Annotated in this window: 18 protein-coding genes and 1 tRNA gene; 6 read left to right on the forward strand and 13 right to left on the reverse strand. The window is 61.4% G+C overall.

What is annotated here, in order from left to right; all coding sequences use genetic code 11:
- Positions 1-164: 164 nt before the first annotated feature.
- Positions 165-1,496 (reverse strand): sigma-54-dependent transcriptional regulator, encoded by a 1,332-nt coding sequence (locus ACODR6_RS26360; protein ID WP_489025291.1) that lies wholly within the window; start codon positions 1,494-1,496, stop codon positions 165-167.
- Entirely contained in the window at positions 1,493-3,340 is a 1,848-nt protein-coding gene (locus ACODR6_RS26365) for a sensor histidine kinase (protein ID WP_489025293.1), read from the reverse strand. The genes ACODR6_RS26360 and ACODR6_RS26365 overlap by 4 nt, the downstream gene beginning before the upstream one ends.
- Positions 3,341-3,476: 136 nt before the next feature.
- Here ACODR6_RS26365 and ACODR6_RS26370 point away from each other — a divergent pair, with 136 nt between their 5' ends.
- Entirely contained in the window at positions 3,477-4,139 is a 663-nt protein-coding gene (locus ACODR6_RS26370) for a sulfite oxidase-like oxidoreductase (protein WP_489025295.1), read from the forward strand.
- On the opposite strand, the gene ACODR6_RS26375 is transcribed toward ACODR6_RS26370, so the two are convergent.
- From ACODR6_RS26375 to ACODR6_RS26385, 3 genes are all read right to left on the reverse strand, one after another.
- Positions 4,124-4,735 carry a hypothetical protein gene (locus tag ACODR6_RS26375; protein WP_489025297.1) on the reverse strand — a complete coding sequence of 204 codons (612 nt, stop codon included), beginning with the start codon at positions 4,733-4,735 and terminating at the stop codon, positions 4,124-4,126. The genes ACODR6_RS26370 and ACODR6_RS26375 overlap by 16 nt on opposite strands.
- Positions 4,736-4,903: 168 nt before the next feature.
- Positions 4,904-5,641: a CbtA family protein gene (locus tag ACODR6_RS26380; RefSeq protein ID WP_203428117.1), complete on the reverse strand. Its 738-nt coding sequence runs from the start codon at positions 5,639-5,641 to the stop codon at positions 4,904-4,906.
- A gap of 12 nt (positions 5,642-5,653) precedes the next feature.
- On the reverse strand, positions 5,654-5,863 hold the full coding sequence (locus ACODR6_RS26385) for a CbtB domain-containing protein (RefSeq protein ID WP_112718892.1): 210 nt from the start codon (positions 5,861-5,863) through the stop codon (positions 5,654-5,656).
- 204 nt (positions 5,864-6,067) lie between these two features.
- On the opposite strand from ACODR6_RS26385, the gene ACODR6_RS26390 reads away from it, so the two are divergent.
- Positions 6,068-6,625 carry a histidine phosphatase family protein gene (locus tag ACODR6_RS26390; RefSeq protein WP_489025299.1) on the forward strand — a complete coding sequence of 186 codons (558 nt, stop codon included), beginning with the start codon at positions 6,068-6,070 and terminating at the stop codon, positions 6,623-6,625.
- A gap of 266 nt (positions 6,626-6,891) precedes the next feature.
- Here ACODR6_RS26390 and ACODR6_RS26395 read toward each other — a convergent pair whose 3' ends face one another.
- The 4 genes from ACODR6_RS26395 to ACODR6_RS26410 all read right to left on the reverse strand — a co-directional run bounded on the left by ACODR6_RS26395 (position 6,892) and on the right by ACODR6_RS26410 (position 9,597).
- Complete coding sequence (locus tag ACODR6_RS26395) at positions 6,892-7,335, reverse strand: response regulator (protein WP_112718890.1); 444 nt, start codon at positions 7,333-7,335, stop codon at positions 6,892-6,894.
- Entirely contained in the window at positions 7,332-8,828 is a 1,497-nt protein-coding gene (locus tag ACODR6_RS26400; RefSeq protein ID WP_489025302.1) for a sensor histidine kinase, read from the reverse strand. Before ACODR6_RS26400 ends, ACODR6_RS26395 begins: the two co-directional genes overlap by 4 nt.
- Before the next feature lie 112 nt (positions 8,829-8,940).
- A complete protein-coding gene (locus tag ACODR6_RS26405; protein WP_489025304.1) occupies positions 8,941-9,285 on the reverse strand; it encodes a hypothetical protein in 345 nt (114 codons plus the stop codon).
- Positions 9,286-9,348: 63 nt separating this feature from the next.
- Positions 9,349-9,597 (reverse strand): DUF6894 family protein, encoded by a 249-nt coding sequence (locus ACODR6_RS26410; protein ID WP_112718888.1) that lies wholly within the window; start codon positions 9,595-9,597, stop codon positions 9,349-9,351.
- A gap of 209 nt (positions 9,598-9,806) precedes the next feature.
- On the opposite strand from ACODR6_RS26410, the gene ACODR6_RS26415 reads away from it, so the two are divergent.
- The 4 genes from ACODR6_RS26415 to ACODR6_RS26430 all read left to right on the forward strand — a co-directional run bounded on the left by ACODR6_RS26415 (position 9,807) and on the right by ACODR6_RS26430 (position 14,011).
- Positions 9,807-11,375, forward strand: a complete 1,569-nt coding sequence (locus tag ACODR6_RS26415) for a putative bifunctional diguanylate cyclase/phosphodiesterase (RefSeq protein WP_489025306.1) — start codon at positions 9,807-9,809, stop codon at positions 11,373-11,375.
- Between the two features lie 157 nt (positions 11,376-11,532).
- Complete coding sequence (locus ACODR6_RS26420; protein ID WP_489025308.1) at positions 11,533-12,975, forward strand: hypothetical protein; 1,443 nt, start codon at positions 11,533-11,535, stop codon at positions 12,973-12,975.
- A 169-nt stretch (positions 12,976-13,144) separates the two neighbouring features.
- A complete protein-coding gene (locus ACODR6_RS26425; protein WP_489025310.1) occupies positions 13,145-13,825 on the forward strand; it encodes a helix-turn-helix domain-containing protein in 681 nt (226 codons plus the stop codon).
- Between the two features lie 48 nt (positions 13,826-13,873).
- Positions 13,874-14,011: a glycine zipper domain-containing protein gene (locus ACODR6_RS26430; protein WP_489025312.1), complete on the forward strand. Its 138-nt coding sequence runs from the start codon at positions 13,874-13,876 to the stop codon at positions 14,009-14,011.
- A gap of 65 nt (positions 14,012-14,076) precedes the next feature.
- On the opposite strand, the gene ACODR6_RS26435 is transcribed toward ACODR6_RS26430, so the two are convergent.
- The 4 genes from ACODR6_RS26435 to ACODR6_RS26450 all read right to left on the reverse strand — a co-directional run bounded on the left by ACODR6_RS26435 (position 14,077) and on the right by ACODR6_RS26450 (position 17,956).
- Positions 14,077-14,153 (reverse strand) — tRNA-Met (locus tag ACODR6_RS26435).
- A 129-nt stretch (positions 14,154-14,282) separates the two neighbouring features.
- A complete protein-coding gene (gene mnmA / locus ACODR6_RS26440) occupies positions 14,283-15,482 on the reverse strand; it encodes a tRNA 2-thiouridine(34) synthase MnmA (RefSeq protein ID WP_489025314.1) in 1,200 nt (399 codons plus the stop codon).
- 166 nt (positions 15,483-15,648) lie between these two features.
- Positions 15,649-16,749 (reverse strand): mechanosensitive ion channel family protein, encoded by a 1,101-nt coding sequence (locus ACODR6_RS26445; RefSeq protein WP_489025316.1) that lies wholly within the window; start codon positions 16,747-16,749, stop codon positions 15,649-15,651.
- A 76-nt stretch (positions 16,750-16,825) separates the two neighbouring features.
- Positions 16,826-17,956, reverse strand: a complete 1,131-nt coding sequence (locus tag ACODR6_RS26450; protein WP_489025318.1) for a TDT family transporter — start codon at positions 17,954-17,956, stop codon at positions 16,826-16,828.
- Positions 17,957-18,037: the final 81 nt, after the last annotated feature.

Here is an 18,037-nt window from a genome sequence, read left to right on the forward strand (position 1 = left end):
CGCTTCCCATGCGCCGGTGAGATGCGGCCATTAACAGGTGGTAAACGCGCCGGCGGCAATCGGCTGGGCATGCCGCGAGGCATAGATTTCGCCTGCGTGCGATGCAGCATGGGTCGATTTGGAAACAAAGGCGGATAGCGATGGGTGGAAATCCACCCATCTGGCTATTCAGAAACCAGCAGCTTCTTGTCGAGCCCGTATTTCTGCATCTTCTCGTACAGCGTCTTGCGGGAGATCTGCAGCGACTCGTAGACCGGCTTGAGACTGCCGCCATGGGCAACCAACGCGCTGGCGATGACGCCGCGCTCGAATTCCGCGACACGATCGGCGAGCCCCGTCGCCTCGCCATTCGGCCGCTCGCCGCCATCGAGACCGAGCACGAAACGGTCGGCGGCATTGCGCAGTTCGCGGACGTTGCCCGGCCAGTCGCGCTGGGCGATATCGGAGATCAGATCCGGCGAAACCGGCATGTCGTCCCGCCCGTATCGCGCTGCCGCCTCGCGCACCAGCTGGAGGAAAAGCAGCGGAATATCCGGCCGCCGCTGCACCAGCGCCGGCACATGCAGTGTCGCGACATTCAGCCGGTAGAAGAGATCGGCGCGGAACCGTCCGGCGGCAACCTCCTCCTCCAAGTCCACCTTGCTGGTGGCGATGAAGCGCACGTCGAGCGGCACGATCTCGTTGGAGCCGAGGCGCGAGATCACCCGCTCCTGCAGCACCCGCAGAAACTTCGCCTGCAGATCGAAGGGCATCGAGCCGATCTCGTCGAGGAGGATCGTGCCGCCGCGGCCATGCTCGAACTTGCCGTAGCGTGGACGCACGGCACCTGGAAAAGCGCCCGCTTCATGGCCGAAAAGCTCGCTCTCGATCAGGTTCGCGGGAAGTGCCGCGCAATTGATGGCGATGAAGGGGCGGCTTGCCCGGGCGCTGATATCGTGCAGCGCCCGCGCCACCACTTCCTTGCCGGCGCCGGTCTCGCCGACGATCAGCGTATCGGCATCGCTCGCCCCGATCGCCCGGATGCGATAGCGCAGGTCGACCATCACCTGCGTGCGGCCCGGCAGCCGCGCCTCGATATCGTCTCGCTTGCCCGCGACCGCCTTCAGCAGCCGGTTTTCGAGCACGAGGCTCCGCCGCTCGAAGGCGCGCTTGATGACGCCCGCCAGCATCTGCGGCGTGAACGGCTTCTCGATGAAATCATAGGCGCCCTCGCGCATCGCCTTCACGGCGAGCTGCACGTCGCCATGGCCGGTGACGAGGATGACGGGCACTTCGGCGTCGATCTCGCGGATCCGGCTCATCAGCGTCATGCCGTCGGTGCCGGGCATGCGGATATCGCTGACGACGACGCCTGGAAAACTGTAGCCGATCAGCTCCAGCACATGATCGGCATTGGAGAAGGTCTCGACACTGAACCCCGAGAGCTCCAGCGCCTGCGCCGTCGAGCGGCGCAGTTCCTCCTCGTCGTCAACGAGCAGGATCTTCTGTTCACTCATTCCGCCGCCTCCGGCATGGCGCCTGCGGCCGATTGCAGCTCGATGCGGAACTCCGCCCCGCCATCCGGGTGATTGGCGACGGTCAGGCTTCCGCCGAAATCCTTGATGATATTGTAGGAGATCGAAAGCCCGAGACCGAGCCCCTTGCCGACGCCCTTGGTGGTGAAGAACGGGTCGAAGATGCGCTCGGCAATGGCGGCGGGTACGCCGGGACCGAAGTCGCGAACCGTCAGCACCACCTTGCCGCCCTCCTGCGAGGCGCGCACCTCGATCCGCCGGTCATCCAGCCCCTCGACGGCATCCGCCGCATTTGAGATGACGTTGACAAGCACCTGCTGCAGACGCACGGAGCCTGCCCGGACGACAGGCGGATGCAGGCCGAGATCGAGCCGCAGATCGGCGTCAGCCGCCTTCAGCCTCCAGGCGATGATTTCCAGCGTATCGCGGATCGCCTCGTCGAGCGGCACCGGGCCGAGCTTCTCGTTGGGCTTGCGAGCAAAGTTGCGCAGATGCTTGCTGATCGACGCCATCCGATCGATCAGACCGCCGATCCGGCGGATATTGTCCTGCGCCTCGTCCGTGCGCCCGCGATCGAGCAGAACGGTGGCGCTATCGGTATAGGTCTTGGCGGCCGCCAGCGGCTGGTTGAACTCGTGGGAGAGCGCGGCCGACATCTGGCCGAGACCGGCAAGCTTGCCGGCCTGAATGAGATCGGCCTGCGTCTGGCGCAGCTGCTTTTCCGTCAGCCGGCGTTCGGCGATCTCCTCCTCGATGCGGCTGTTGACGCGGGCGAGATCGGCGGTGCGCTCCTCGACGCGCCGCTCCAGCTCGTTGCGCGCTTCGGCCTGCAGATGCATGCGCTCGTTCAGCCGCATGCGCCGCTGGCGCAGCACCGCGAAGGCAAGCCCGGCAATGCAGAGGAACAGGAAGACCGCGGCAAGCGCCGTGCGCGCTTGCGCGCGGACGGAGCCGGTGTCGAGCAGCACGTTGACCGTCCAGTCCTCGGCCGTCATGTAGCTGGAAAGCACCAGATATTCCTTCTCGACGCCCTCCTCGACCAGCCCCATCAGATTGTGATCCTCGAAGCGGCTGCGGCTCAGCGGCAATGCAGCGAGCGTCGCATTGGCATAGCGCCGCGATGCCTCGGTGCGTTGCAGGCGATCGGTGGTCAGCGGCAGGATGCTGTTATAGAGCCATTCCGGCTTGCCGGACATGAAGATGATGCCCTCGGGGTCGGAGACGAAAATCCGGTATTCGCCGCCCGTCCACGAGGATTCGATCATGTCTATATCGACCTTGAAGACGATCACCCCGCGGATGTCATCGCCCACCCTGATCGGCGAACCGAAATAATAGCCGCGCTTCAGCGATGTCGTGCCGAGCGCGTAGAACCGCGATTGCTTGCCGGCGACCGCCTCCTGGAAATAGGGCCGGTAGCTGAAATTCTCGCCGACGAAACTGTCGGGCAGATCGAAATTGCTGGCCGCGATCGTCTCGCCGTCAGGAGTGATCACATAGATGTCGGAGGATTTCAGGAGATGGTTGATCTCCTTGAGATAGAGGTTGGCGGCATCCCGCAACCTCTTGTCTTCGGGGCGGGCGACCAGTTCCTTGATATCGTCGTGATCGGCAATCAGCGCCGGCAGCGCCTCATAGCGGTTGAGATGGCCGCTGAGCGCCGAGACGGCAAGACGCAGCGCCGTTCCCGCCTGGGCCGAAGCCTCGCCCATATAGGCGCGCGTCGCCACCGATCCGCCGTAGTAGAAAAAGGCGAAAACGACGAAAGGCACTGAAAACAGCGCGAATATAAGCCTGTGCCTCTGAGACACGACGGCTCCTCCCATTCTGCCTTCCTCCCCAGGAAGGCATCCCCGACAGCCTCATTCTAATGAGCCCGAAGAAGGATTCCAAGAGGTGTGGCCGCCTTGACAGCTGCGGCTCCCGATTGTCCTATCGCCGCACTGCGAGAGGACGAGTGCCATGACCGACGAGCAGACCCCCGACGACAGCAAATTGACCGCCTCCAAGCGCCGCTGGGCGGCCGAAGGCAAGTTCCTGACCGGCCGCATCGCCCGCCCGGAAACCGACCGCCTGCCGCCCGGCCAGCATCTGGTGAAGAACTGGCCGGTGCTCGATCTCGGCCAGCAGCCGTCGATAGCGCTCGACACATGGAAGCTGGAGGTCCGCGGCCTGGTCGAAACGCCGCTGACGCTTTCCTGGCGCGACTTCCAGGCGCTGGAGCAGAGCACCTTCGTCTCCGACATCCACTGCGTCACGACATGGTCGCGCTATGACAACAAATGGAAGGGCGTTTCGACCCGCGACCTGCTCGACCGCGCCATGCCGAAGGCGGAAGCGCACTATGTGATGCTGACGAGCTATGACGGCTACACCACCAACCTGCCGCTCGCCGATTTCGCCGCCGAGGACGCGATCCTGGCGACCGCCTGGGAAGGCCAGCCGCTGACGGCCGATCACGGCGGCCCGATGCGCCTCATCGTTCCGCATCTCTATTTCTGGAAAAGCGCCAAATGGCTGCGCCGCATCGACCTGATGCCCGCCGATAAAGCGGGATTCTGGGAAATGAACGGCTATCACATGTTTGGCGATCCCTGGCGGGAACAGCGCTACTCCGAAGACTGAACCTTCAGCCACCGGCGCCCGGCAAGGAAGACGCCGAAGATTGCGGCGAAGAACCCGGTCAGCGACGCCATGCTCGCCGTATGGAGCGGTATCTCGCTCCAGCGCGGCCGGATGATATCGGCCGTATTGAACGCCTCGCCGCTGAAGCGGCAGGTGATCAGCGACAGCCCGCGCCTGATCATATCGGCATCCGCCTCCGAAACGATCGCACTCGCCGCTTCGGCCTCCCGCGGCATTTCCCGCAGGGACATCAGCACCGCCTTCGTCGCCGCCAGATAGGCATGGGCGCACTCGTTGAACGGACTTTCCTCATCCGTCACGCTGCCGGGCATGCGGCCCCAGAGACAGTAGGAATACTGGATCTGCGCATAGTTCAGCACCCGGCGGAACGGCTCGTCGGTATCCGTGGCGGTGGATGCAAGCGCGATGATCCGGTCACGATAATCGGCCATCACGGCCATTTCGCCGTGGGAGATTTCGGGGACAGGGATGCCGGTGTGGTTGGCAGCGGATGTGCGGCTGTGGGCCATGGCACCGCCGCTCGACAGAGCGAGCGCAGCCATGCAGGTCATCAAATGGAACAGAGGCCTGTTCATCGCAGCCTTCACCAATCCCTCATTCCTGTGCTTGTCACAGGAATCCAGTGCGTCCATGTCCATGGACGCGGGAAACTGTAGAGTCATTCACCGCGCCGACGCGCGGTGGCTGGATTCCTGTGACAAGCACAGGAATGAGGGAAGCGTTTGGCTCCCCTCACCCAATATTCACCGAAACGCCGGACGCCCGACCGCACCCTGCGAGGCCAGCCGCTTCTCGGCCAGCATCCCGAAGACGACAGCCAGCACCGACCACAGCACGACATGCATGCCGAGCGAGGTGATGCGGAAGCGCCAGAGGACGATCGCGGAATAGTTTTCCGGCACCTCGTTGATCGGCGGCAGCAGATACTGCACGAGGCCGATGAAGACGATGTAGGCAATGCCGGCGATGATCGCGCCGTTCCAGATGCCGAAGCGGTGAGCGAGGCTGCGCGCAAAGGCGATCGCCGCGATCAGCGCCGCGACGGAGACGACGATCATCAAGAAGAACAGCTCGGTGCGAACGCCGATCGTATCGCCATTGCCGACAGCCGGCGGATTGGCCGGGTACTTGATGCCGGGAACGAGGATGATGGCAACGAAAGCGGCAAGCGCGATGACGGCAGCGGTGCCGCGGGCGCTAAGCGTGCTGAACCGGCCATGCACGAAGGCAAAGGTCAGCGCGAAGAGACCGCCGACGGCGATGCCATAGGCCATGGCGCCGGTGAAGAGACCGATGCCGGCCTGCGTGGCGCGGCTGACGATCTCGGGCTCTGCGGCTTCGCCGGCTGCCTGTGCCGCGGCTTCCTCGAAAGCGATCGCCTGGTCGACGAGCGGCTCACCGAAGAAGTGGGCGAAGACAAACACCAGGACGCCAGCAATCGCCCCCGCGATCATGCCGCGAAGTAGAAGATTTCCAACCATGTCAGTCGTCCTTTAGTGGCAGGGGAAGCCGAGAAGGTGGCGGGCGTCATGCACGAATTCGTGGACGTAGCCGCCGGAGAACAGCGCCATGGCGCCCTCTTCCGTGCCGACGAAATAGATGGCGATGATCATTAGCAAGCCGCCGAAGATCGCCCAGGGCAGGATCTCGCCAACCGGAATCGGCTGCGGTGCTGCGATGGGCTTGAAAGTGATGTCAGACATGTATTCCTCCGGGAATGACGCGTTCAGTCGAAAGAGTGTTACGGCAAGGTCTGACTTCCAGTTCGCTTTCGCATCCTGGTCACAGTGGCGCGACCGCGCCGGATTTACACCGGCTTCCAAACCCGCAACGTGACCGTTATATCTCTAGGCTTCGAACTGTCAACGAAACTTCATCTGCCGAAGAGGCAGGCCAGAGGCTCACCTGTGCATACCCGGCTGACCTGGATCTGCCACGGCCCGACAAGCGCCAACCGCGAAGGCCGTTTTCCGCTGAACGAGCCGCTCGAACAGAGCGCCGTCGCTGATACCGCAGCTCTCGCGGAAAGGCTTCAGCGTGCCGATCACGTCAAAAGCAGCCCGGCGCTCGCCGCGCTGCAGACCGCCGAAATCCTGAACCTGACGGCCGCGGCCGATCCGAAGCTCGCCGATATGGATTACGGTCGCTGGAAGGGCCGCCCGCTTGCCGACCTGCAAGCCAAGGAGCCGGATGCGCTGATCCAGTGGATGACCGATCCGGACGCCGCCCCGCATGGCGGCGAGAGCCTGTCGAAATTTCAGGCCCGCATCTCCGGCTGGATGGAAGAACAGCAGACATTCGACGGCCATATCGTCGCCATCGCCAACGCCACCGTTATCCGGGCCGCGATCCTGCATGTGATGAAGGCGCCATCGAGCTCCTTCTGGCTGGCGGATATCGAGCCGCTGGCCCTGCTGCGGATGAGTTTCGACGGCCGTCGATGGGCGTTGCGCTTCAGCCGCTGATTGCAGCAAGCGTCTGTTTTCACCGCATAATTTAGATAAGCCTTACGCAAGCAAGTTGCGCCATACCTATTGAACCCGGCATGCCGGGCTCTAAGTGCATGCCCCGTGGAGACCAACCATGACGTATGATTGGAGTGGGGAGCGGACGCGGCGTGTGCGCCTTCTGAAGGTCGCAACCGCCATTGTTCTCATAGCTATCGTCATCGGCATTCCGCTGCTGATGCGCTGAACGAAGGGCGAGCAGGATGACTGCTCGCCTTTTCTCGTTACTGCTGCGGAATCTGGATCACCGCGAAAAACAGGCCAAGCTGGCGGATCGCATGGGCGAAGCCGTCGTAATCGACGGGCTTGGTGATGTAGACATTGGCGCCGAGATCGTAGCAGCGCTGGATTTCGCGCTCGTCATCGGTGGTCGTCAGGATGACGACAGGCATGCGCTTGGTATGCTCGTTGTTCTTGATCTGCTCGAGAATATCGATGCCCGACGTATCCGGCAGATTGAGATCGAGCAGCATCAGCAGATAGCGGTCCTTGCTGACGGTGCCGCTGCGGTCGGGGCCGAGGATGAAGTCGAGTGCGCTCTTGCCGTTGGTGAAGGGCACGATCTCGTTGTTGACGCCGGCCCGGCGCACGTTCTTCTCGATGAGGCGGGCATGCCCCTCGTCGTCCTCGATCATGACGATCGTGACTTCCTGGCCTGTGGCTTTCATGACTCTGTACCCTTTACGATGGTGGTGAGATCCGACGGCAGAAGCAGCGTGAAGGTGCTACCGGTGCCCTCTGTCGAAGCGACAGTAATGTCACCTCCCAAATTTCGTATTAACGATCGCACATATGCGAGGCCGATGCCTTCACCCGGCTGATCCTGTTCGCCGGCACGGCGGAAGAGTTCGAAGACGCGCTCGCGATCGGCAACTGCGATGCCGCGGCCATTGTCCTCGACATCAATCCTGATCCGGCCCTTGCCGGCCGGCATGGCCCGCACGGCGATCCTGACAGGACGGCCAAGATAGCGGTATTTGACCGCGTTGTCGAAAAGGTTGCCGAAGATCTGGTCCAGCGAGAAGCGGTCAGTGATCAGTCCGGGAACGCGGATATCCATCTCCACTTCCCCATCGGCCTCGGCGACCTGATGATGCACGTTCGCCGCAGCCGTCTCGAGCATGGCCTTGAGGTCGATCCTCTCCGGCACCAGCTTGCGGCGTCCGTCGCGGGAAATCTTCAGGATGGCGTTGATCAGCGAATCCATCTTGCGGGTCGACGAGCGGATGAAGCTCATCGCCTCCGGCAGGTCTTCCTCGACTGCGAGGCGCGCTTCCTTGATCTCATCCTCGCTCGGCTTCTTCTCGTCAGCCATGACATAGGCCGTGACCGCCGTCAGGCTGGCCTCGAGCTCGCTGAGGAAGCCCATGATATTGACGAGCGGCGCCCTGAGATCGTGGGTGACGATATAGGCGAAGCGCTGGATTTCCTGGTTGGCCTGCATCAGGTCTTCGGTGCGCTCGTTGACGCGCTCCTCCAGGCCGAAATTCAGCGATTGCAGCTCCTCGCGCGCCCGCGACAGGTCGCGCACGTGCTGGACGATAATGAGGATTGCCCCGCCGACGACGATGGCAATCGCCAATGCGCCGCCGATCGTCACCCATTGCAGATTGCTTGCCGCGGTGAGCTGTTCGCCGACGATCACCCGCAGGCGGTCGTCGGTCTGGCTGATGAAGCCGACGAGAACGCCGCGGGCGTCGTCCATCAGCGCCTTGCCGCTGTCGTTGCGAACGATCGCCAGCGCTTCCTGCATCCGGCCGGCCTTGGCAAGCGCGACCGTATTGTCGATTTCCGCCATCTTGCCATCGACCGCCTGATCCAGCACCGGCAGCCGCTCAGCATAGTCAGGATAGTTCTGCAGCACGTCTGCCAGCCGCTTGCGCCGCTCGGGCAAGTTCTTCACCGCTTGAAAGTAGGGTGCCAGATAGCTCTCGTCATTGGTCAGCAGAAAGCCGCGCTGCCCGGTTTCGGCATCCTGGAGCGCGGTCAGCAGATCGACCGAACCGGTGCGGATGCGGCGCATCTCGGCAACCGTATCGGAATAGATGCGGTTCGCGCTCGTCAGCCAGAGCGACGTTCCGACGATACCGGCCAGAAGCAGCACGCCGAGCCCGAGCATGAAAAGCGTCGAGCGGACAAAGACGGCGTTGGAAGAGGACATGAGGATTCTCTGAAAAGGATTTTCTTAAATACAAGTGACGGAAAAGATCCCTGCGATCAACCCAATGACCGCGGGGAACCACACGATCCCACGACTATAAATGGGATTTGCGTCAATGCTTGGTCGGCTCGCCGGGAACCGAGCTTCGCGTCACCGACACCGGATCGCTGGCCGGAAAGCTGTCCTCCAGCCCCTGGTCGAGCTGCTCTTCGAGCGCCGCACGATCACCGGAAGCACGCGCGCTGAGATGCACGCTCATATCGCCGCCTTCGCTCGCGTCGACGGATGCCATCGCGCTCATCAGCGACTGCGCCTTCATGATGGCGTTCTGCCGGTTCAGCCCTTCTTCGCCGCGCATCTGTACCGAAACGACGGCGCCGTCATCGCTCACGAATTCCACGGTAAACCCGTCCTTGCCGCCTCTCGCGGCAATGATCTGCGTGCCAACGACCTGCATCAGCCTTCCTCCGTTTTCATCTCTTCATGATTTGAAACGAGACTGCCGCCGCTTGGTTCCCGCTCAGTTGCGCGCCTGCGGCAGATAGGAAATCTTCAGTTCCAGCTGCAAGCTGACGATCGGCAGCCGCTCGGAATTCTGAACCTCAATCGACAACCGCCGCTCCGGCGCCGACGGCAGCCCATCGAGCGCCATCTCCGCCAGCACATGCTTGGCCTCCTCGATTGCCGAAAACAGATCCGGAAATTCAAACGGCAGATCGGCCGCGGCCGTGCCGTCATTGTCTTGCGTCTTGAAATAAAAAGCGGACATCAGTTCCCACTCGCCTTTTGATGCATAAAGCGGGAAGTGCACTAATGGTTTCAATGCACACGGAAAAACTTGGGAGGGAGGTCAGGCGACGGCGAACCCTCTGTACGATAGCGGACCGAGGATTGCAGCAAACAATCACTACCCGTTTTCAACGAACATTTCAGACTTCGATGATATTGCTATGTCTTATCAGGGGTGAGGAAATGTGAATGCCGGGGTTCTTTCGCAGCCGTGCCGGACGGCAGTGTCTATCGGTCATGATGCTCGGGGGGCTCCTCTGGCTGCTGGGAATCCTGTTGGAATTCGGCGATGGGCTCTCGGCCTTCGTTCAGATGTTCGATGATTACGGCGCCGAGAAACTGGTGTTCGCCTTCGTCATCGCTGGTGCCATGAGCTTCATCTATTCGATCCTGCGCATTGCCGATCTGCGCCGCGAGATGGAGCTGCGCGCCGCCGCGCAGTTCAAGGCCGACTGGACCGCCACCCACGATCACCTGACCAAACTGCCGAACCGCTATGCCTTCGAGCGCAAGAAGCTCGCCCGCCCGGACGCTTCCGACGAGGAGCATAACGCGGCAGCTCGCAACGTCACGGTCTTCTCGGTCGATCTCGACGGCTTCAAGAAGGTCAATGATCTCGTCGGCCACAAGGGCGGCGATATCCTGCTGATCGAGGTAGCGCGGCGCATCTGTTCGCTCGGCAATGCCGATTGCGTCTATCGCTTCGGCGGCGACGAGTTCGTCATCATCGGTGCCGGCATGACCGAGGAGCGCGAGAAGCATTTCGCCCGCGTGCTGATCCAGGCCGTCACAAGACCGATCAGCATCGAAGGCTTTGCCGTCGAAGTCGGCGCCAGTGTCGGCTACGAGCGCTGGACCGAAGGCAGCGAACCGCTTGAGAACGCCGCCCACCGCGCCGATCTGGCGATGTATGAGGCGAAGTCACGCGGCCCGAACCATGCGCTCGCCTTCGAGGCATCGATGCAGGACAAGGTGGCCGAGCGCGCCTCTCTGGAGACGAAGCTGCGCACCGCCATCCAGCAGAAGGCCATCCGTCCCTTCTATCAGCCGCTGATCGATCTGAAGACCGGCGATATCTGTGGCTTCGAGGCGCTGGCCCGCTGGTCCGACGATACCGGCGTCAATATCCCTCCCCCCGTCTTCATCGGCATTGCCGAGGAAACCGGGATGATTACCGAGCTCTTTGAGAACCTGCTGTCGCAGGCCTGCCGCGACGCGCTCGGCTGGCACGCCCATATCGTCCTCTCCTTCAACATCTCTCCGGTGCAGATGGAAGACCGGTTGCTCGCCTCGCGCATCCTGAAAGTGCTCGCCGCCTCCGGCCTGCCGCCCGAGAGGCTCGAGATCGAGATCACCGAGAATGCCCTCATCCAGGATCCGGCGATCGCCGCCGTCATCCTCGACGAACTGCATGCGGCAGGCGTCCAGATCGCCCTCGACGATTTCGGCACCGGCTATTCGAGCCTCGCCCAGCTTGCCCGCTACCGCTTCGACAAGATCAAGATCGACAAGAGCTTCGTTGCCACTTACCAGGAAGACGAACGCCAGGAAAAGATCGTCCGCGCCATGCTCGGTCTCGGCCACAGCCTGAATATTAAGACGACCGCAGAAGGCATCGAGGAACACAGCCAGCTCGGCTACCTGACCCGCCTCGGCTGCGACATCGGCCAGGGCTACCTCTTCGGCAAGGCGATGCCGGCGAATGAGGCGGCGGCGTTTATCGAAGAGCGGATGCAGACGCTGTCGGCGGCGGGTTGAGGCTGGCGAACTCTTGGAAACACAACCTTAACTTTAAGTTTAATCATCCGGCCTCAAGGCTTCGATGAGGGTAAAAACCCCCTCTGCTGTTTCCATAATTTGTAGGCTGTCGCCGATAGTTTGCCACTTGAGCAACACATCAACGAGCCTCTGTTCCATGAAAACGATCGCCCTCACCTCGACCGCGCTAGCCTCTTTGCTGGTATTGTCTGCAAATGCGTCTCTTGCGCAATCATCATCCTCGAACGCGAATTTGGTCTCGGCTCAAGCTAGTCCAACCACAGCTGCCGATCTGATCCCCCAGCCACCTATCGATGAGAAACTCGCGATTGCAGCCAAAGCGGCTTATGCGACGATCTTCGAATGGTCCGATTTCGGAGGAGCTAAAGCCCACGCCTCCGCCCGGGTCACCCGGGACGACGCAAAAGAATGGTGTGGAGCATGGCAGCCTAACGACGCGGACTGCACAGATGACACAGCCAAGGACAATAGTGATCGTGTCTATTCGTTATCGGCGAACTGTCAGACAGGTGAACTCTGGTCGGTGCTCGGTGACAAGTACGTCTTCGAAGGCGCCGTCTTCGATCACAAATTCTGGAACCAGTTCGCTGGATACGGCTACCTCGCCTTCAAGGACGACAAGACCGGAAAACGCGTCGGAATGGACAATGCATCCGGTGGGGGCATTCTTGCCCAGCAGTGGCTAACCCTCTGCCCCCTTGGAACACCTTACAACCGGCAGCCTGTCCAGCGCACCAACGATCCAATCGGGAAAACCAAAGAGCTCGAGATGGCGGGCTCCTCGCTGGTGCTCGATATCGCCCGCAACACGATTTCTTATGACAAGCCCAGTGCGGAGCTGGGCGACGCTGTCAAGAAAGGTGACATCCTTTTCCGCGGCTGGCTGGTGAAGGAGGGATATATTACCGGGGTAGCTTATGCCTATGCAAAGGATTGCAAGCCGGCACCTTATCTCGTGAGCGGTTATGACCAATACTCTGATAGATACAGCCTGAGCGGCAATGTCCCTGTTTTCAAAGGCTGCGAGATCGTCGGGCATTCCAAGACGACGCTGGAGATCAGCAAATCGAAAAAGGTGCCAAAGGAAACAGAGACGGCAGCAATGTTCGATCACAATGGCTCGAGAATGAACCTCGATATGGCCGGCGGAACCATAACCTATGTTAAACCCAAGAACTCGATATCCGGAACAATCAAACCCGGCGACATTCTCTTCGACGGAAGCCCTTGGACAGAGCATGGCGCAATGACGGGAACCGCCTATGTCTTCAAGAAGGGTTGCACGCCTGCAGCCTATCATGTCGAGGGCGGTTATGACGCCTCCATTCCGGGCTATGTATTGAAGGGAAAAGCGCCTATTCGCGCCAAGAAAGGTTGCGACGTAACAGGCTTTTCAGCTGACAGTGCAAACGCGTGGCTCGTTTTCGCGGAAGGGCGCGGGCGCGCAGGCAAGAGCAAGCAAAATGAAAAGTTCGACCAAGAAGCTTACATCCGTCAGGTCTATGAAACCGAAAGCGACCCGAACTGGGAGGACGGCTTCATCGACGATGAAATCAACAAGCGGACCAAGAAACGCTGATCACTGATTCACCGATCGCGTGCTGGTCGCGGCCAATTCGAAGCGCCAGAGCTGAAGATACGGTCGCGGCAGCTAAAATCAACCTCCAGGATGCGGCGGCCGCAACCGTTTACTAAGAATTGTACGATTTATGATCGATTGAAACCACTTTCAATCGGCGTATTTGTGTATGACGTTATTCAACTCGCTTTGCCAGAGCCTTATCGACACCTGGCTTCAGTCGGACGATACATTACCGGCCGAGCGCCTCTATGCGGATGCGGAAAGCAAACTCAGCATCAAGATGGCCCTCTCTATAGTGACCATGGAAGCTGACGATCCCTATGCTTGGCGGTTCCGCAGAATCAAGGACTTCGGCTATAAAAGTCATCAGCTCGATTGGATGAAACTAGAGTTTCCCGATAGCAGCCTGCAAAGGCTGGACAGGGCATTCGTGGACGACGCAATCATACCGGCCTACACTCGTGCGCGAGAGGTGGGTCGGCCAACAGTAGACTTTGTGAGAACGAAACTGCTTGGAGTTCGACTGGGCTATGAACGCCTCATATTGCCGCAAAAATGCGACGGCGCGCCGGCCTGGTGTCTGAGTCTGATCGAAGGCCGCTTTTTCATCCCGCCCGCCCAGCAAGCCAAGACTGACATAACCGACGACAACATTATTCAGTTGTTGATCGAGGGGCAGACAACAAAAGAGATCGCGGGACTACTGAGCCTCTCCCCCCGCACGATCGAGCACCGAATCGACAAGCTCAAAGATCGATTTGATGCCAACAACCTAGTTCACCTGGTCGCCAAACTCGTTGCCATCCAGGTCGGTGCCAAGACTCCGATGCGCCCTCTGGCCGGTTGACACCATCACCGATCAGTCCATGTCTCCGAGCATCACTGGAGAACGCAGATGGCGCTCGTAATAGCAATTGGCACTGCGCTAGGCGCAGCTGTCGGCCCCTTGATCTTCGAAGATACCGCAATCGGCATCGCCGTCGGCATTGCGCTTGGCGCGGCGGCCGGAGGCTTTATGCGGAGAGGCCGATAGGTAGACATAGCGAAATCGGCCGGTGCCAGCCGTCAATGCCGATAGCGTCTTTGATTGGAGAAGATTGGTAGCGGGGGGCGGAATTGAACCGCCGACCTCAGGGTTATGAATCCTGCGCTCTCACCAACTGAGCTACCCAGCCACAACTCGAACAAGCCATTCGCAAAGCGCTCGGCCCGTCGGTGAGCGGGTTATTAAGAGCGTCTCGGCTTTGTGTCAAGCACATGAAAGAGAAAAAGGCTGCACCGCAGCATCGCCTTTCCCAAGAATTTTATGCAGCCACCGGCTGGCTCAGAAGTGCCTTCAGCGAGGCCTCGGCGGCGGGCTCACGTTCGGAGCGCTCGATGAAGCCGCCGCCGAAAACGCGGGCGTCGTCGCCGGGCGCCGAATAGAGCGCGCAGGCCTGGCCGGGCGCGATGCCGGCTTCGCCGACGGTCAGATCGACATAGATGCCCGAGGCGTCGGCGCGCAGAACGGCGGGCTCCGGCACGCGGGTGGAGCGCACCTTGGCATAGCAGGCAAAGCCTTCGCCGGAGGCCGCCTGCAGGAGATCTTCGTCGCCCAGCCAGTTGACGTCGCGCAGATAGACGCGGTGCGTTTCCAGCGCTTCCTTGGGGCCGACGATGACGCGGCGCGAGCGGGCGTCGAGATAGACCACATAGAGCGGCTCGCCGGTGGCGACGCCGATGCCGCGGCGCTGGCCGATCGTGTAATGCAGGATGCCGTCATGCTGGCCGAGCACACGGCCGTCGAGATGGACGATCTCGCCGGCCAGCGCCGCATTCGGCTTCAGCTTGTTGATGACATCGGAATACTTGCCCTGCGGCACGAAACAGATGTCCTGGCTGTCGGCCTTCTTGGCAACGACGAGGCCCATCTCTTCGGCCAGCTTGCGGGTCTCGGCCTTCGGCAGGCCGCCGAGCGGGAAGCGCAGATAGTCGATCTGCTCCTGCGTCGTCGCAAACAGGAAGTAGCTCTGGTCGCGATCGGCATCGGCCGGGCGGTAGAGCGCACGGCGGCCGGGATTGCCGGGCGCCGGGTTGGGCCGCGAGCGGATGTAGTGGCCTGTCGCCAGCGCATCGGCGCCGAGTTCCTTGGCGGTCTCGAGCAGATCGGCGAACTTGACCGTCTGGTTGCAGGAGACGCAGGGGATCGGCGTCTCGCCCGCCACATAGCTTTCCATGAACGGATTGATGACCGTGTCGCGGAAGCGCTTTTCGTAATCCAGCACATAATGCGGAATGCCGAGCGTCTCGCAGACGCGGCGCGCGTCGTCGATGTCCTGGCCGGCGCAGCAGGAACCGGCGCGGTGGACGGCAGCGCCATGATCGTAGAGCTGCAGGGTGATGCCGAGCACATCGTAGCCCTGGTGTTTCAAAATCCCGGCCACGACGGAACTGTCCACGCCGCCGGACATGGCGACGACGACACGGGTGTCTTCGGGCTTCTTGTCAAAATCCAGTGTGTTCACGAGGTACTGCCAACTCTGCGCTCAGGAAATTCGATTGTAGCGATCCGTGCCTTGCCCTGCAAATGCGGCGGATTGTGCTGCCGCCGGCGGGGTCGGCCGCCGGTCTTTCATTGGCGCTGGATATAGAAAGGAACGCCCCGTCACGCAAGGGGCGCGTAGAACGGCTTCACTCCGCTGCCTCCCTGCGCGGCACACCGTTGCCGCCACCCATCACCGCCCTCACCTGCGGCAGCGCATGCGGATAGTCCTGCTGGATGAAATCGATCAGCTTCTCGCGGATCTCGCAGCGCAGGTCGAAGGTGCGGCCGGAATTGGAGGCCGACGCGAGGATGCGGATCTCCATGACGCTCTCCTTGAAATCGGTGACGGCGACATTGACCACCCGCTTGTCCCAGAGTTTCGAGGCGGCCAGGATCTCCTCCACCTTCCTGCGGATGACGGGCACCGGTACGCTGTAATCGAGATAGAGCATGACATTGCCGATCAGCGAAGCGCTTTCGCGGGTCCAGTTCTGGAAGGGGTTCTCGATGAAATAGCTGAGCGGCAGGATCAGCCGCCGCCAGTCCCAGATCTTCACGACGACATAGGTGGAGGTGATCTCCTCGACATTGCCCCACTCGCCCTCGACGAGCAGCGCATCGTCGATGCGGATCGGCTGGGTGATCGCCAGCTGGATACCGGCAAACAGGTTCTTCAGCACCGGCTGCAGCGCCAGACCAACGACAATGCCGGCAACACCGGCCGAAGCCAGCAGGCTGACGCCATATTGCTTGACCGCATCGAAGGTCATCAGGCAGGAGGCGATCGCCACCATGACGATCAGGAGATCGGCGATCCGCTCGATGATGCGCGACTGGGTGACGTGTTTGCGGGCGAGAAGATTGTCCTCGGCATCCAGCTTGAAGCGCCGGAGATAGACGGTCATCCAGATATGCTTGGCGGTCCGCGCCATCGCCGCAACGAGAATGATGAAGGCGATCAGCAGGATGTGGCGCAGCGTCGAGGCCTGATATTCCGTCAGCGGCGAGACGGTGGCGGCAAAGGACAGCGCCGCCGTCAGGATCGCCAGCCGCGCCACCCGCTCGAGGCGCGATACAAGGGAGCGCCAGAAGAGATCCCGCTCGGCAACGATGCGTGTCAGCAGGCGGAAGGCGAGCCGGTGGATGAAGAGCGCCAGCGCCACGACGACGGCAAAGATGACGGTGCTTGCCAGCCAGTCCGGAAGCCAGAAGCCTTGGGCGCGAATTTCGTTCACAAGGTCGGTCATGCCCCGGGAGCTAGGGTGCAGCGCAGCATAGAAAAGAGCCGGAGATCAAAAAGACTGCTCCGGCTCCCGATATCATTCAGGTGTCGAGGCAAGGATCGACGAACAGGAAGCCCTTCAGCGCGCCCGACAGCGTCTTCAGGCTGACGACGATCCAGATCATCGCGAGAGCTGCAACCAGCGCTGCGCCAAGCCACGTCAGCAGCGGAAATGCGAGAAGCTGGCCAAGGCGCAGTGTAGCGACCGCATAGACCCCGATCGGGAAGGTGAAAGCCCACCAGCCGAGATTGAAAGGCAGTTGGCCGCCGCGGGCATGGCTTGCGGTCGTCGCAATGGCGATCGCCAGCCACCAGAGCCCGTAGCCCCAGAGAAGCACGGCACCGAGCAGGCTTGCACCGGCCATGGCGGAGGCCAGGTCGCCAAGCCCTCTTGCCGCCAGCACGCCGCCGCTATTGGCGGCAAAGAGCGCGAGACCGAAAGCACCGGTGCCGATCGGACCGAGCGCGAGGAACCCGGTCGCGCCCATGCTGGCCGGCGGCAGCTTGTGCAGCGCCATGCGCAGGAAGAGGATGACGAGGATACCGAGCGCCAGCGGCACCGAGCATGCCCAGAGCACATAGCTGGTGAACAGCATGGTGAACTGCGCGCCATCCCCCGCAAGATGCGGGATCAGCAGCGCGCCGCTGCCTGCGGTGACCTCCGAGGCAACGACCGGCAGCAGCCAGACGCCGGTCATCTCATGGATTGCGTGCTGCTGGCGCGTGAACATCGCAAAGGGGATGGAGAGACCAGCGAGCACCGCCAGCACCGCATCGAGCCACCAGAGCACTTGCGCGATCTCGATCGCCGTATCGCCCATCAGCGGCACGCCGAAGATGACGAAGCCGTTGATGATGGTCGCAAGCCCCATCGGAATGCAGCCGAAGAACATCGACAGAACCGGATGATTGAGGACGCGCCTCGCATCCGCGGGGTAGAGAATCCATTTCGCGGCATAGATCGCGGTCAGCCCCGCAAAGAGCAGGATGTTCAGGATCCACAGTACCTCGCCCACGCTGTGGAGCGCGGGGACTGACGGAAACTGCGCCAGACAGACACCAAGTATCCCGGTGCCCATTGTCGCCGCAAACCAGTTTGGGGTGAAATGGCGGATGATCCGCAGGCCCTCGCTGGAGATACCGTCGGTTTCGATTTTCATGAGAATGGTCATGCCGCTTGCCTCGTCTTTCTGGCATCACGAATAAACGCCTCAATTAATCGCTTCCAACGAATTGTAATTGTCATTTCATTC

Source organism: Rhizobium sp. FG96, assembly GCF_057808655.1.